This is a genomic window from Bacteroidetes bacterium endosymbiont of Geopemphigus sp. (assembly GCF_002904345.1).
Classification (GTDB): domain Bacteria; phylum Bacteroidota; class Bacteroidia; order Flavobacteriales; family Blattabacteriaceae; genus GSPS2-BC2016.
Genome location: NZ_PEIH01000005.1, coordinates 489,734 through 504,100, shown reverse-complemented (window position 1 = coordinate 504,100; position 14,367 = coordinate 489,734). Strand labels below are relative to the sequence as shown.

Below are 14,367 nucleotides of genomic sequence, written 5' to 3'. Positions count from 1 at the left end.
GATTTAATGTCATATGATACGTACCTCGCGCTCAAGAGTAATTCCAAAGAGATCACGAATATCTTTGATAATGTACTCTGAAAGTCCATAAATTTCTTCCCCTGTGGCTCCTCCGCTATTGATCAGTACCAAAGCTTGCGAGGGATGCACACCTGCACGTCCAATCTTCCTGCCTTTCCAACCTGCTTTTTCAATGAGCCAACCGGCGGCGAGTTTTATATGATTTTTTGAAATAGTATATCCCACGATTTCCGGATATTTCTTTTTTAATACTTCATATACTTCCTTTTTGATTACAGGGTTTTTGAAAAAACTCCCCCCATTGCCTTTTATTTTGGGATCGGGAAGTTTTCTTGTGCGTAAACGAATCACCGCTCGGCTTATTTCTTTTAGATCAGGCTGCAGTATATTCATCTGTTGTAGCTCTTGTCGTAGCGCACCATAAGAAAGGTTTATCCTGTTTCCTTTCGATAGACTAAAACGCACTGATAGTATGATAAAACGATCTTTGCCCTCATTTTTGAAAAATGAATCGCGGTAGCCAAATTGACAATTTTCTGCAGAGAAATATATTCTTTTGCCTGTGGCGATTTCACAAGCTTCGAGTTCTTCTATCACCTCTTTAATTTCCACTCCATAAGCGCCGATATTTTGTATGGGCGCTCCCCCCACACTTCCTGGAATCAAAGAGAGGTTTTCTAGTCCACTCCATGATTTTTCTAAGGTATAATCTACCAGTTCGTTCCAGTTTTCTCCGGCTGCAACTTCTAGTATTGCTCTTGTTTGATCTTCGTTAACTATCTCAATTCCTTTAAGGCTAACTTTTATTATAAGACCTTCAAAATAATTCTTTCTGAAAAGAATATTGCTCCCTCCTCCTAAGATAAGTAGCGGCAGACTATGGAGTTTCTCATTTAAGAACAATTCTGAAAATTCTTCTCGTGTTTGTATATTGACAAAATATTTTGTCTTGGCTTCCACACCGAAGGTATTCAATGATTGTAATGAAAAATCCTTTAAGATTTTCATAATTCGAAGGTATTTCCGAGATAACTTTCCAGGGCGGAATTTAGTATCTCAGTAGCCCTTTTTAGTTCTTGCGATTTTAGCACGTAAGCCAGCCGGATTTGTTTTTTACCTAATGCACCATGGTTATAAAAGCCGCTTGCCGGAGCTACCATGACCGTTTCTTTTTTATGGTGAAAATCCTCCAGCAACCAACGTGCAAAGTGATCTGTATCTTCAATAGGAAATTCTGCCATACAGTAAAAAGCGCCCTCAGGTTGAGGACATACCACCCCTTTCATCTTCAAAAGACCTTCGATTAAGGTATCGCGTCTTTGCTTATATTCTGCCCGAATACTTTCGAAATATTGATCAGGAGTATCCAATGCCGCCTCGGCAGCGAACTGCTCAAGTGTAGGAGGACACAAACGCGCCTGAGCCAATTTTAAAACACTCTCCATGAACACTTTATTTTTTGATCCTATACATCCAATACGCGCTCCGCACATACTATAACGCTTGGAAACTGAATCTATCATGATGGCATGTTGATCTAGATCTGCAATAGAAAGCAAAGAAGGCGCCTGTTTATCTTGGTAAACGAACTCCCGGTAGGCTTCATCAGAAATGAGAAAGAGATCGTGTTTTTTTACTAGTCCTTTTAAAGCATGCAGGTCTCTCTCAGTATAAAGAGCACCGGTAGGATTGTTCGGATTGCAAATAAGGATACCTTTGGTATTTACGCTGATCTTTTCCTCAAAGGCACTGATGGGCGGAAGCATAAAATGATTTTCGATAGATGATAAAATTGGTATAATTTTAATACCGTAGACTTGTGCAAATGTCTTATAATTGGCATAAAAAGGCTCTGGTATGATGATTTCATCATCTGTATCAGCTATACTTGCCATTGTGAAAGCAAGGCTTTCAGAGGCGCCCGTGGTGATGATCAAGTCATTTGGTGAGAGAAAAATATTACATTTTTCATAGTATTTTACCAGCTTTTTACGGTAGTTTTCAAAGCCCTCGGAAGGGCCGTAAGCTAAAGTTTCAATAGATGTATTTTTTAAAGATTCAATAGCGTGATAAGGTGTGGGAATATCCGGTTGTCCGATATTAAGGTGGTAAATTTTAATACCTTTTTTTTTGGTCATGTCCGCAAAAGAACTGAGTTTCCTTATAGGGGATGAAGGAAGATATACCCCCTTTTTAGAAATTTTTGGCATAATATTGAGAAATTTAAGTCCCCCCTAAAGCTATGGATTTTGTTTGTATATTTGGAGAATAAGTAGTATTAAAATACTCTTTAATTTTTTTAAGAGTCAAAAAAAAGATAGTTTTTTAAAACTAAATATTCACTGTTATGAGTAAAAACGGAAATTCATTGGGCTCTTTTATTGTAGGGGTACTCTTAGGATGGGCGGCTGGAATAATGCTGGCTCCTGAAAAAGGATCTGAAGTTCGTAAAAAAATGGGCAGAAAAGCCGAAGAACTTAAAAATATGCTCGGAGATGTCACTAAAAATCTGAGCAGAAAAGCCCAAAATGTAAAGTCAGAGCTTGAAACCAAATGGGTAAGGGCTAAAAACAGCGCCGCTGATAAAGTAGATCGCATAGAAGATGAACTTGGAACTTAAATCATCCTATGAGGATAAAATTTAATCTAAACACTTAAACATGTTTGGAAATCTCAGAAGTTATTTATCCAGAAAACTATCTTTGGCCAGATATAGATTTATAGATCTGGCAATTTCTTTTTCGGCTATTGTTTTAGCGGGTTTTCTTTTTGCTGTTCTTTTGTTTATGATTCTTTTTTTTGTAAGCGTCGCTTTTGCCCTTTGGATTTCACATTACTATAACAGCTACACTTTGGGTTTTGGTATAGTCGCTCTGTTTTATACTATCATAGTAATCGTATTTTTTGCCTCTCACACCTATTGGTTCAACGGGTTTTTAAAGAATTTTTTAACACGTATGGTATCTAAAAATCTAAATTTCGGGAAAGAAAAATAGCTTTATGCAAGACGACAAGATTAAAAATTATAAAGATTTAAAAAAGATGATCAGGTCTATCCGTAAGGAAGAAAAATCCTCTAAAAAATCACCCTCTAGGGTGATCTCCATAAGAGATATTTCTGATCATTCGAAAAATACATTAACATGTAAAGGTCTGCCTTTTAACTTTAGTTATTCTTCCCATCTTAATTTAGGTTTTCTTTTTAGTCTTATAAGAAATCTTCTGTTCACTGAAAACGTGTTATTTAGCAGAGCTAAATTTCTTTTTAAAACCTTAAGCAGACTTCCTAAACTCATCTTTCGGGTCTTTTTGGTAGCTACTTTAGTTTTTGGTTTTGTAAAAGTCAGAAATTGGTGGAAGTATGAATCAGATAAGGATATAGAAGATGTAGATGCTGAAATTTTAGAATAAAAAAACCTTTAAAGGCTTTTTTATTCTCTATAAATGAAGGGATTTATTTGACCACCTCACCTTCAACATAGATTATTTTTCTTTGCGTATTAATGGCATTGGAAAATATGGTAACGCTTTTTTTAAAGGGTCCTATACGTTGCGTATCATAAACTACGTTTATTTTTCCTGATTCTTTAGGTAAAACAGGATTCGTGGACCACTTGGGTGTAGTACATCCACAAGAAGCCGATACATTTGATAAGATAAGCGGTTTATCTCCGCTATTTTTAAACTTAAATACACGCTCACCATTACTTCCCATTTTTATTCTCCCGTAATGGAGGGTTTCATTTTTGAATTCAATACGCTGGGCATGGCTTTCATACCATCCAAAAATACTTAGCACCACTACAATCAAACTCTTTTTCATGATCTTCTATTTTTTTCAGCAAATAAATGTAGCGAAATATACTTAAATGCTAAATTTGACCCAGCCTTTCATGAAAAGGTTACTTATAAATGTTTTCCAGAGAATTATGAAATTATCAACTCGTTACCTTCCCAAGAATATAGAAAATAAGATATATAACTATTGGCTTGAAGGCGATTACTTTCATTCGGTTCCTGATTTGAGACCTTCTTATACCGTAGTGATTCCACCACCTAATGTCACCGGTGTGCTTCACATGGGTCATATGCTTAATAACACCTTGCAAGATGTGCTTGTGCGACGCGCTCGTATGCGAGGTTATAATGTTTGTTGGGTGCCCGGAACAGATCATGCCTCTATCGCCACTGAAGCAAAAGTTGTGGCGCAGCTTAAAGAAGAAAAAATATCGAAAAGTCAACTCGGACGAGAAGCTTTTTTAGGGCGTGCCTGGGGATGGACACACAAACATGGTGGTGTTATTCTCGAGCAACTTAAGAAACTAGGCTGCTCTTGTGACTGGAAGCGCACATGTTTTACAATGGATGAAACACTTTCGATATCGGTAATTCGCTGTTTTATAGATTTATATCGACGTGGACTTATTTACAGAGACCATCGAATGGTCCATTGGGATCCTGAGGCAAAAACTACTCTTTCTGATGAAGAAGTTCTTTACAAAGAGTGTCCAGGAGTGCTTTATTACATCAAATACCCTGTTGCAGAAACTCAGGATCACTTGGTAATTGCCACTACACGTCCTGAAACCTTATTTGGTGATACAGCCGTTGCCATACACCCGAAGGATGCGCGTTATGTCCATTTGAAAGGCAAGCAGGTCTTGGTGCCCGTTACCGAACGTATGATACCGATTGTGGAAGATGACTATGTAGACAGGGAATTTGGAAGCGGTTGCCTTAAAATCACGCCGGCTCACAATATCAACGATGAGCTTTTCGCCAGAAAACACCAGCTGGGATTTATAGATATTTTTAATGATGATGGTACCTTGAATCAAAATGGGATTCATTATCAAGGAAAAGATCGTTTTGAGGTTCGCAAAGAAATTCTAAAGGAATTACAAGAAAAAGGCGCTTTAATTAAGATAGATCCATTAACTCATAAACTGGGCCTATCTGAGCGCACGGGAGCCGTTGTTGAGCCTCGTCGCTCTATGCAGTGGTTTTTACGTACCCAAACCATGGCTCAGCAAGCGATCGAAGCGTTAAAAAGCGGAGCCGTTCATTTTTACCCTAAAAAGTTCGAAAATACTTACTACCATTGGATGGAAAATATACGCGACTGGAATATTTCGCGTCAACTATGGTGGGGACATCGCATTCCGGTATATTATTTCGGATCAAACCCAGAGGACTATGTCGTAGCTGAAACCCAAGAAGAAGCCTTACTACTGGCTCGCCAAAAAGCCGCTTGTACAGATTTGTCTTTAGATGATCTTAAACAAGAAGAGGATGTGCTCGATACTTGGTTTTCCTCCTGGATCTGGCCTATTTCCGTATTTGACGGCATCTCTCATCCGGAGAATTCAGATATCAAATATTATTACCCAACAAAGGACTTGGTGACTGCTCCTGATATTTTATTTTTTTGGGTAGCGCGCATGGTCATGGCTGGCTATGCTTTTCGAGATCAGAAACCCTTTGAAAATGTTTATTTCACAGGTATTGTCCGAGATCATCAACGCACAAAAATGTCTAAATCTCTGGGCAATTCACCTGACCCGATCGCCTTAATGGATAAATATGGTACTGACGGCGTTCGTGTAGGTCTGTTACTTAGCGCACAGGCTGGAAATGACCTTATTTTTAATGAAGACCTCTGCTTGCAAGGCAGGAATTTTGCTAATAAAATTTGGAATGTTTTTCGTTTGATCAAAAGCTGGGAGTCAGCTCCGAAAGTTCTGCTTTCAGATTCAGAAAATCTGACTGTGAAATGGTTTGAAAATCGCTTTCATCAATCTCTCGTGCAAGTGGAGGAATGTTTTGAAACATATAAGATTTCTGAGGCTTTGAAGCTTATTTATAAACTCATTTGGAATGATTTCTGCTCCTGGTATTTGGAAATTATAAAGCCTTCATCAGGAATGGGTATTTCTGAATTTCTTTATTCAAAGACATTGCTATTTTTTGAGAATTTACTGAGATTGCTTCATCCCTATATGCCTTTTATCAGTGAAGAGATTTGGCAAAAGATCAATGCTCGATCCAAAAGCGAAGCGCTTATCATCAGTTCATGGCCCAGGAGAATGAATTTTGATCATAAAATCCTGCAAGATTTTGATCACATGGTCTCTCTTGTCAAAGAATTGCGCGCTTTGAGAAAACATCATAAACTCTCTTCAAAAAATTTGCTTTCAGTTTTTACTGACTTTAAAGATGAGAAATCCAAGTTCGATCCGATAATCTGCAAACTGGTACAACTCTCTCAAATTGTTTATACCCGGGAAAAACCTCTTGGATATCAATTTTCTTTTTTCATCGGCACACAAGAGTATTTTGTTTTCTTCAAAGGAAAAGTCAATAAAGCTGAGGAATCTGATAACCTGAAAAAGTCCCTTGAATATCAACAGAATTTTTTGGACGCTGCACGAAAAAAACTCTCCAATAAACGATTTACCTCTAAGGCTCCAAAAAAGATAGTAGATTTAGAGTACAAAAAAGAGTCCGATACGATGACAAAAATAAAGGCACTGCAAGAGCGCCTTCAGGAACTGAATGCTTTACATTAAATAGTTTATGAGGATTGTATTAATAAATCCGAAAATTATAAATTATCTACCATTTACAAATATATCACTTATTAATTAAAAGTCTATTTTCTATTAAACGATTATTGTATTGCTGAATAAAGGCTTTGGCCATACTTTCTATCTTTTTTTGAATTTCGGGTTTTTGATCCAGGATGTTTTTCAATAGTTGCGCATCATTCTTTCTATCATATAAACCTGTAGATTTATTTCCGTTGAATAGCAAGAGGTACTGGTCATAAAAAACCTGGTAATTCCCGTTGAGGTAATTTACAACAAACTTATTGGGAGATTTTTTGAAAATACTTTCTCCAAAGGCCAAATAAGGCTGATCGTAGTTGAGCAAATCTAGCACACTTGGCATTATATCAATCTGCTGAACAGGCGTTTTGATCACTCCTTTCAATGAATTTCCAGGGCGATAAAAGAGTATAGGTACAGCAAACCTACCGGCTGCATTTTGATATTCCTTTAAATGTGTTTCGGAGTAATGATCTGCAGTAATCACAAAAAGTGTATTTTTAAACCAGGGGGTTTTTGAGGCTTTTTCAAAAAATCGCTTCAGTGCATAATCGGTATACGCAATGCATTTTTGTAAAGGAAGAGGTCCTTCAGGGAATTTTCCTTGATAGCGTTTGGGAATTTTAAAAGGATGATGTGAGCTCATTGAAAAGATAGTGCTGAAAAAAGGTTGTTGAAAACCATTTAGCTGATCTGCAAAAAACTGAAAAAATTCTTCATCCCATATGCCCCATGCTCCATCAAAATCCTTATCATTATTGTATTCGGTTTTTCCGTAATAGTGTTGTATTTCTGCCATATTGGCAAAAGAAGAAAATCCCATAGATCCATTGGGAGCTCCATGAAAAAAAGAGGTGTGGTAGCCTTTCTTTGACAAAATTTTGCCAAGACTATCAAAAGTATTATTTGAATAAAACGAAAGAACAAAAGGTTCAATCGTTCCCGGGATGCTCGCGATTATTGAGGGGGGCGCTTCAAGAGATCTACGTCCGTTGGCCAGGCCATCTAACATTACGAGACTCTCGCTCATAAGCGAATCTAGAAAGGGCGTAAATCCTTTGTATTGACCGTTCTGTAAATCTTTATTTAACGCTCCTATATGCCCTCTCCCGAAACTCTCTAAAATTATAAATATGACATTTTCTTTCTCGAAAGCTTTAAAAGGACGGGGATATCGCTCTACATTATAAATTTCTTTTAACTCACTTTCATTAAAGTAATAAACTTTATGAAAAGGCTTTACTTTAAGGGTTCGTATAATAGAAAAAGGTGTATTGAGCGCTATGGCGGTTTCTTCGGGGTTTTTCACGAATTCTCCGGCATTGCTTATGGTAATAGGACGTGAGCTATGTCCTATACTGCCACGTATACCTATAATTACTAAAAATCCGATAATCCCCATTATCACGCTTTCCTTTAGGTAATAGATTATCGGATTTTTTATTTTAGGTTTACCTATATAAAATTTTCCATAAAGAAAAATCAGCAAAAAAACCAGAAAGGCAAACACTATAAAAATAGGAAAGAAATCTTTTAAAAAATTTAAAAATAAGGCCACTTTGTTGGTTTCATGTCTGAATTCGGAGAATACACTGACAGTAGTTCTTCTTAAAGTGTAGGGATAATAAGTAAAATCGATCAGGTTAGCAGCAAGTCCAAGTGCATTGGTAATGATAAATAAATACTTACAAAACTTCTGATATCCTTTACGAAATCTGATTTTTAAAGGAATGATTTGCAAAAATATATAGAGTAAATTAAGATAAAGCAGCCCGCTAAGGTCAAATTTCATCCCTCCTAGCAGAATACGGGCTAATCCTTCAAGAGTAGTATTTTGAAACAATCGAATATTATATAGATAAAAACCGATGCGACATAAACTGTAAAGAAGCATCAGTAATAAAAATCTATAAAAGATCACCGTATGTAAAGAGCCTTTTTTTCTCACTTTAAACAAAGATTAAAATTTAGATTACCATCTACCGCTGGCACCTCCGCCGCCGAAATTACCTCCTCCTCCAAAGCCGCCGAAACCTCCATCACTTCTTCCAAAGCTTCCGCCATCTTTTCTGCCCATACCTGAAAGTAGAATGCTTGTGAGAAGATCGCTTGCTATTGATGATTTTCCTCCTCCACCTCCATTGCTGCCGCGAAAGAGAAGTAGAAATAACAATAGTAATAAAACAAAAAACAGCAAACCGCCCCATTCAGAACCCTCTTTAGAGGGTTTGGTATTTTTATAGGTGCCCTTGAGCACCTGAAAAATAGCATCCGTTCCTTTATCGAAGGCTCCGTAGTAATTTCCCTGCTTAAGCAAGGGTATAAATTCATTTTCAATGATCCGTCGTGAAAGCGCGTCGGTAAGGTAAGGCTCTATGCCACGACCATTTTGTATACTTATTTTTCTATCCTCGACGCTCAGTAAAATAAGAATACCGTTGTCTTGTTTTTCCTGGCCTATTTTCCATTTTTCTCCCCAATTGGCTGCTACAAGATTTGGATCTTCTCCATTGAGATTTTGTACGCTGATCAGTACTATCTCTGTTGAGGTGGAATTTCCATAGGTGATTAATTTTTCATTTAAAGCCCCACGTTGCTCTAAACTTAAAACTTGAGCATAATCATTTACCGGATAGATTTTTGCTGGTGCTTGCGGAATGTTGAACTGAGCCCACAGCTCAGGGACTGAATGCAACAAAAGCAGCACATACCACAGATAATTAAGACTTTGAAATTTGATCCGGTAATTCATTGATGGTATCTTCTTGATAGGGAAAGTATTCTTTTAATGCCTGTCCGGCCATATAAATCCCCCTTCCGAGACCTTCGGCATAGGCTTCTTTTTTAAAATGACTAAGTATGGTCTCTTTAACATCTTCCCAAAAGTCTTTAGGAACTGATCGGTAGATGCCTTTATCGCCTATTATGCTTATACTTTTACGATCTGTAGCCACATGAAAAAGAACCCCATTGCGAAGATTGGTATTCGTCATATTTAGCTTTACAAAAACTCTCTTAGCTGCTTTGAGGTCTGAAATTCCTTTTTTGGAATATTCCTGAATATGAACACGTATCTGACCTGAAGTGTTTCGTTCAGCTTCTTTAATGGCATGAACGATCTTTTCTTCTTCTGAAGAATCAAGAAAAGGAAATTTTTGCTTCATGATAGATTTAGCTTTGGATTATTCTCCAAAATTTACTACAGGTGCTTTTTCAGACCCTTCTTGTGATTTAAAGTATCCTTTTTCAGAAAATTGCGAAAAGCAATTAGCGATGAAAATATTTGGAAAACTATTGCGTGTGCTGTTAAAAACCTTTACCTCTTCATTGAAACGATTGCGCTCTACGTTGATGCGATTTTCAGTACCTTCTATTTCACTCTGTAATTCTGTAAAATTTTGCGTTGCTTTTAATTCAGGATAACGCTCCACGCTTACAAGTAATTTGCTTAAAGAACCATTCAATCCTTCTTGCGCGTTTTGAAATTTATTGATTTGATCTTGACTGAGTTTATCGGCATTTACAGTAACCGAAGTAGCCCTGGAGCGTGCCTGAATGACCTCTGTAAGAGTGCTTTTTTCAAAATTAACAACTCCTTTCACTGTGTTGACCAAATTAGGAATAAGATCCGAGCGGCGCTGATAGGCATTTTCTACCTGTCCCCATTGGCCTTTCACTCTTTCATTAAGCCCTACCAAAGAATTGTACTTGCCTATACCCCAAAATGCAGTTATGGCCATCGCGCCTAAAATTATAAGAACTATAACAAGACATCCTTTTTTCATAAGATCTAAATTTTCGTAAAGTTAACAGAATTTTTCTGTTTTCTTAGTTACCTATGATGAGCTGTTTTGTAGACTGTTAAATGAGTACACTTGCAAACCTTTTTTTCCAAAAACTTTAATCTCTTTTTCTTTCTTTTCGTTTTTTGCTCCGAAAAGCTCTACTCGAATAATATTTTCACCTTCTTTTAACGGAATACGAGCATATTGGATTTCCGAAGGCAGATTTTGCCAGTTTCGCGTATAAGCACGTTCAGTAAATACATTAATCAATCCCAGTATAGAATCCTAAGTCTTGATTTTGTTTGCGCACAATATGTTCAGAAATTTTTTTAGCAGCTACTCTCAGAGCAGCTTGACTCAACTTACGAATACCGCGATCCTTAAGGTTTTCTTTAGCTAATTGATTAAAATCCTGTACTTTCTAAAAGCAACTTTTCCTTGAGTAAATCGCACCTTGCTACGGATGTAAAGCGGCAGTCGGTCTTTGTATTTTGGAAAAGCGATCTGAAACGTTTCAATATTAGAAAACTTACTCCCTTCACCGGAGGTGCTCATAGGTATAGGAAGCGTTAGGTTTAGTTCTTTATTATATACGGTATCCACACCACCGATTCCCGGAAGCAGAGTAAATCCATAGTAGATTTGAGATTTTACTGACCGAAGACCTGTTTCCCAAAAAATGACCAGTTCGCCATTCTCCGGGGAGAGGTTTTTTTTAGCTGATAAACTCCAGCGTTTTTCATAATAGCGTCTTTCCTCTTCAAAATCAATAAGACTTGCCGTATGTATAATATCCTTTTTTATCTGTTTGGGAAACAGTAATACTATAGTAAGAAGCATTAGGACGGCTCTCATAGAGCTCTACGACATTATAGGCTTTCAGGGCTAGATAATTCAAAGCTTTGTAATAATGAATTGTTTTACCTTTTCAAAATCTTACGGTCTGTAAGGTGCTACCCCTCGGGATTGATTAAATAGCTTAGCGCCTGGCTTGCCAAAGCCGTTTAAAAATCTTCTATCTGGTAATCAGCTTTATTAAAAAATTTGCTGCTCTCTTTAGGTCTTGCGTTTAAGTACTCGAGCTTTCTTTTTTCAACTAAATACAGGAGGTCATTACGTTTTTTTTTAATACTTTAACTTGTTCAAGTGATAAAAGCGCATGTTCCGGGTCTTCATATTGCAAATCTCGTTGAAACAGTAAAGCTTTTTGATGATAAATTCTGCAAGATTCTAAAAAAAATAACAGAAATAAGTATGAAAAAAAAGCGTCGTATTTTACAAACGAAGAATTTCTTTTTCATCTCTGAATATTATTCAAAAACATAAGATATTATAATTTTAGTTTTTAAATTTTTTTTATCACCTATCCAGATCACTTCATTTGTCTGAAGATCAGTAAGTTGTAAATCTATCTGATAGTATACCACCTTTTTTCGTTTGTAGCTATCTACGATAGTAGTTGATACTGCCTTGTAATATATAGTCCGCTCCTGTTGTTTCCAATCTCCATTTCTTTATCGTTTCCACAGTGGCGTTTTGCTGCTGATCGTCCCTTTTAGTGCGCAATGCTTCGCGTTCTTTTTCTCCCTCCACTACTCGAATTTTTCCTGTGCGAACAAAACCCTTTTCTAAATCCTTAGTGAAGGGTTCATTTTCAATATGTTCATGTGATTTATTTCGAATCATCTCAACGATGATCACAGGTTTTTTGCCCTGTTTTTCCAATTGATGCTGGTTAATCCATAGGTCATTTAATACTTCTGAGGTGATTTCTTCGGCGCTAAGGTGTACAACACTATTGTTCCATCGTCCACTTTAAATTTCTTAAATTATCTGAGCATAAAGTATAAAAACAGAGAACTAGTGGTCAAGCTCGGAAGCATCTGATAACTATACCAGTAATAATGATCGTAATAATGAGCTGATCTGAAATATAACGTCATGCGTTCTTGGTGCCGCCATGCTCTGCGCTGTTGTTTTCGTTTTTCCTTTAACTCCATATTATCTAATGAAAATAAAATAATTATTGGAATGAATATTATAAAATGTTATAATTCAATCGTTTTTAGTGATATCCTCCAGGATATCCGTTAAATATTTCCAAAATTTTTGTACCGATGAAATCTTCACGCGCTCATCGGGGTGAATGCGAATATTCAATGGTAGGTCCGGTAGAAATTTCCGGATTTTCACTAAAAAGAGTCTCATAGAGAGTTTCTCATGAGAGCTAATAATAGATTTATTCTTGTTCGGTACCCATCCAAGATATGACTCTCTATGTTTTACTTTTAAGTCTATGGCTTCAAAGGCAGTTCCGAAACTTTCAGCCATGTAATTTTTAGCAGAATTAACACATGAGCGTTGCAAACTCTCTATATAAATCCTTCCGTCTTGTATCTCGAGTTTTGAGAAACCCAAAGAGGTTTCAGTAAGCTCTTGGATGTCAGAGTTCATCGAGAGTACCCAATCAAGGCAGGCGAGCAATGATTTGAGCAAGGCTTTGCGAGAGTCTTTTCCCATGACTTTTTTAGGGAATTTATTAAGTTTTGTGTAATGAATTCCCAGATTCGGATCTTTACTTTTAAATTCTTCTTGAATTTCTTGTGAGATTTTATCGATTCTTTTTTCAAAGATTCCTTCGTGTTTTTTTTGAAATACTTATGACGGCAAAAGCCTCTCTGGGTCATCATGAATTTCAATAAGATTTATCGAACATATCTGCAAGAACTCATAGAGAATTCTGCTGATAAGCTTGTTTGCGTTGCCTCGTCCAAGATGAATATCTAAACCTGAATGACCTCCTGAGAGTCCTTTTATACGAATCTCAAATCCTGATTTTTTCGAATGTTTTTCATTTTATAAGAACCACTAATAGTGGTTTCTATTCCTCCGGCACATCCAACGGTAAGCTCATCATCTTTTTCAGAATCAAGATTGAGTAAAATATTTCCAGATAACATTTTTGCATCTAGACCTTGGGCGCCCCCCATTCCAGATTCTTCATCTACTGTAAAAAGCACCTCTAATGATGGATGCGACAATTTATCAGAATCTAATAAGGCCAATATCGTCGCCACTCCGATACTATTATCAGCGCCTAGAGTGGTGCCCTGGACTTTCCACCCAATCTTGATCGATATACACGTGAATGCCTTCGGTAGTAAAATCGAATTCAGTTTCAGCATTTTTCTGGTGTACTATATAAAAACGGCCCTGGCATATAGTGTCGTTGGATGCTTTTCAAAGCCTTTGGTAGCAGTTTTTTTTATCACTACATGCCCTGCGGCATCAACAGAAGTGGATAGCTTGCACTTTTCGCCAAAATTTTCACGAACTCTATTACCTTTTGTTCCTTTTTAGAAGGACGCGGGATGGCGTTCAATTGAGTGAAAACTTCCCAGAGCGACTTGGGTTCAAGCGCAGAGATTCCCATAAATATACTTTTTTTATCAAATATGGAAATAACTCCTTTAAAAAAGAAAGTTTTAAAGCAGGAGAACCTGTTATAGTAGCTCCCGTCTGGAGAAATGAAAAGCGATTTCTTTGAGCGCATTTTGATCGCTATCAGAACCGTGAATAGCATTTTGCTCTATAGATTCAGCATAAAGCTTTCGTATAGTTCCCCCAGCTGCCTCTTGCGGGTTAGTAGAGCCAATAAGTGTGCGGAAATTTTCCACAGCATTTTCTTTTTCAAGAACAGCCGCCACTATCGGTCCTGATGATATAAAATTTACTAAGGACTCGAAAAACCTCTGCTCTTTATGAATGATATAAAAACTCTGGGCTTCTTCTTTGCTTAATTTAGACATCTTCAGCGCTATTATATCAAAGCCAGCAAGATGAATTTTATTTAAAATAGGACCGATACAAGCCTTTTTTATAGCATCGGGTTTAATCATGGCGAAGGTGTTTTTTCCTGGCATAATTTGAAATCAACAAGAACGCAAACTTAG

At 37.1% G+C, this 14,367-nt stretch carries 18 protein-coding genes; 4 read left to right on the top strand and 14 right to left on the bottom strand.

The features are described 5' to 3' along the window. Window positions 1-9 precede the first annotated feature (9 nt). Together murB and CS842_RS03650 are read right to left on the bottom strand one after the other, a co-directional pair. A complete protein-coding gene (gene murB / locus CS842_RS03655; protein ID WP_103327524.1) occupies window positions 10-1,029 on the bottom strand; it encodes a UDP-N-acetylmuramate dehydrogenase in 1,020 nt (339 codons plus the stop codon). Next, complete coding sequence (locus CS842_RS03650; protein WP_103327523.1) at window positions 1,026-2,231, bottom strand: pyridoxal phosphate-dependent aminotransferase; 1,206 nt, start codon at window positions 2,229-2,231, stop codon at window positions 1,026-1,028. The genes murB and CS842_RS03650 overlap by 4 nt, the downstream gene beginning before the upstream one ends. Before the next feature lie 137 nt (window positions 2,232-2,368). On the opposite strand from CS842_RS03650, the gene CS842_RS03645 reads away from it, so the two are divergent. Genes CS842_RS03645 through CS842_RS03635 form a run of 3 tightly spaced genes read left to right on the top strand, consistent with a single transcriptional unit; the run spans window position 2,369 to window position 3,432 of the window. After that, window positions 2,369-2,641, top strand: a complete 273-nt coding sequence (locus CS842_RS03645; protein WP_103327522.1) for a YtxH domain-containing protein — start codon at window positions 2,369-2,371, stop codon at window positions 2,639-2,641. Between the two features lie 40 nt (window positions 2,642-2,681). Further along, complete coding sequence (locus tag CS842_RS03640) at window positions 2,682-3,017, top strand: hypothetical protein (protein ID WP_103327521.1); 336 nt, start codon at window positions 2,682-2,684, stop codon at window positions 3,015-3,017. A 4-nt stretch (window positions 3,018-3,021) separates the two neighbouring features. Next, entirely contained in the window at window positions 3,022-3,432 is a 411-nt protein-coding gene (locus tag CS842_RS03635) for a hypothetical protein (RefSeq protein ID WP_103327520.1), read from the top strand. 43 nt (window positions 3,433-3,475) lie between these two features. Here the strand turns inward: CS842_RS03635 and CS842_RS03630 are convergent, their stop codons facing one another. Next, window positions 3,476-3,844, bottom strand: coding sequence for a DUF1573 domain-containing protein (locus tag CS842_RS03630; RefSeq protein WP_103327519.1), 369 nt, complete (start codon window positions 3,842-3,844; stop codon window positions 3,476-3,478). Between the two features lie 106 nt (window positions 3,845-3,950). Between CS842_RS03630 and CS842_RS03625 the strand changes: the two genes are divergently transcribed. Further along, window positions 3,951-6,590, top strand: coding sequence for a valine--tRNA ligase (locus tag CS842_RS03625; protein WP_103327518.1), 2,640 nt, complete (start codon window positions 3,951-3,953; stop codon window positions 6,588-6,590). A gap of 64 nt (window positions 6,591-6,654) precedes the next feature. Here CS842_RS03625 and CS842_RS03620 read toward each other — a convergent pair whose 3' ends face one another. From CS842_RS03620 to ndk, 11 genes are all read right to left on the bottom strand, one after another. Continuing rightward, window positions 6,655-8,523: an LTA synthase family protein gene (locus CS842_RS03620; protein ID WP_103328026.1), complete on the bottom strand. Its 1,869-nt coding sequence runs from the start codon at window positions 8,521-8,523 to the stop codon at window positions 6,655-6,657. A 78-nt stretch (window positions 8,524-8,601) separates the two neighbouring features. Further along, the gene (locus CS842_RS03615; RefSeq protein ID WP_103327517.1) at window positions 8,602-9,381 is read right to left on the bottom strand and encodes a TPM domain-containing protein; all 780 of its coding nucleotides are present in this window, start codon (window positions 9,379-9,381) and stop codon (window positions 8,602-8,604) included. Beyond that, window positions 9,350-9,793, bottom strand: a complete 444-nt coding sequence (locus CS842_RS03610) for a TPM domain-containing protein (RefSeq protein ID WP_103327516.1) — start codon at window positions 9,791-9,793, stop codon at window positions 9,350-9,352. Before CS842_RS03610 ends, CS842_RS03615 begins: the two co-directional genes overlap by 32 nt. 18 nt (window positions 9,794-9,811) lie before the next feature. Continuing rightward, a complete protein-coding gene (locus CS842_RS03605; RefSeq protein WP_103327515.1) occupies window positions 9,812-10,414 on the bottom strand; it encodes a LemA family protein in 603 nt (200 codons plus the stop codon). Between the two features lie 51 nt (window positions 10,415-10,465). Beyond that, window positions 10,466-10,684 carry a hypothetical protein gene (locus CS842_RS03600; protein WP_103327514.1) on the bottom strand — a complete coding sequence of 73 codons (219 nt, stop codon included), beginning with the start codon at window positions 10,682-10,684 and terminating at the stop codon, window positions 10,466-10,468. Between the two features lie 126 nt (window positions 10,685-10,810). Then, a complete protein-coding gene (locus tag CS842_RS03595; RefSeq protein ID WP_146037445.1) occupies window positions 10,811-11,254 on the bottom strand; it encodes a hypothetical protein in 444 nt (147 codons plus the stop codon). 470 nt (window positions 11,255-11,724) lie between these two features. Further along, the gene (locus CS842_RS07440) at window positions 11,725-11,841 is read right to left on the bottom strand and encodes a hypothetical protein (RefSeq protein ID WP_277621785.1); all 117 of its coding nucleotides are present in this window, start codon (window positions 11,839-11,841) and stop codon (window positions 11,725-11,727) included. A gap of 16 nt (window positions 11,842-11,857) precedes the next feature. Beyond that, a complete protein-coding gene (locus tag CS842_RS03590; RefSeq protein WP_265614163.1) occupies window positions 11,858-12,139 on the bottom strand; it encodes a hypothetical protein in 282 nt (93 codons plus the stop codon). A gap of 330 nt (window positions 12,140-12,469) precedes the next feature. Further along, entirely contained in the window at window positions 12,470-12,934 is a 465-nt protein-coding gene (locus CS842_RS03585; protein ID WP_103327512.1) for a zinc-binding metallopeptidase family protein, read from the bottom strand. A gap of 293 nt (window positions 12,935-13,227) precedes the next feature. Next, complete coding sequence (locus CS842_RS03580; protein ID WP_103327511.1) at window positions 13,228-13,599, bottom strand: zinc-binding metallopeptidase family protein; 372 nt, start codon at window positions 13,597-13,599, stop codon at window positions 13,228-13,230. A 318-nt stretch (window positions 13,600-13,917) separates the two neighbouring features. Further along, complete coding sequence (gene ndk / locus CS842_RS03575; protein ID WP_103327510.1) at window positions 13,918-14,337, bottom strand: nucleoside-diphosphate kinase; 420 nt, start codon at window positions 14,335-14,337, stop codon at window positions 13,918-13,920. Window positions 14,338-14,367 lie beyond the last annotated feature (30 nt).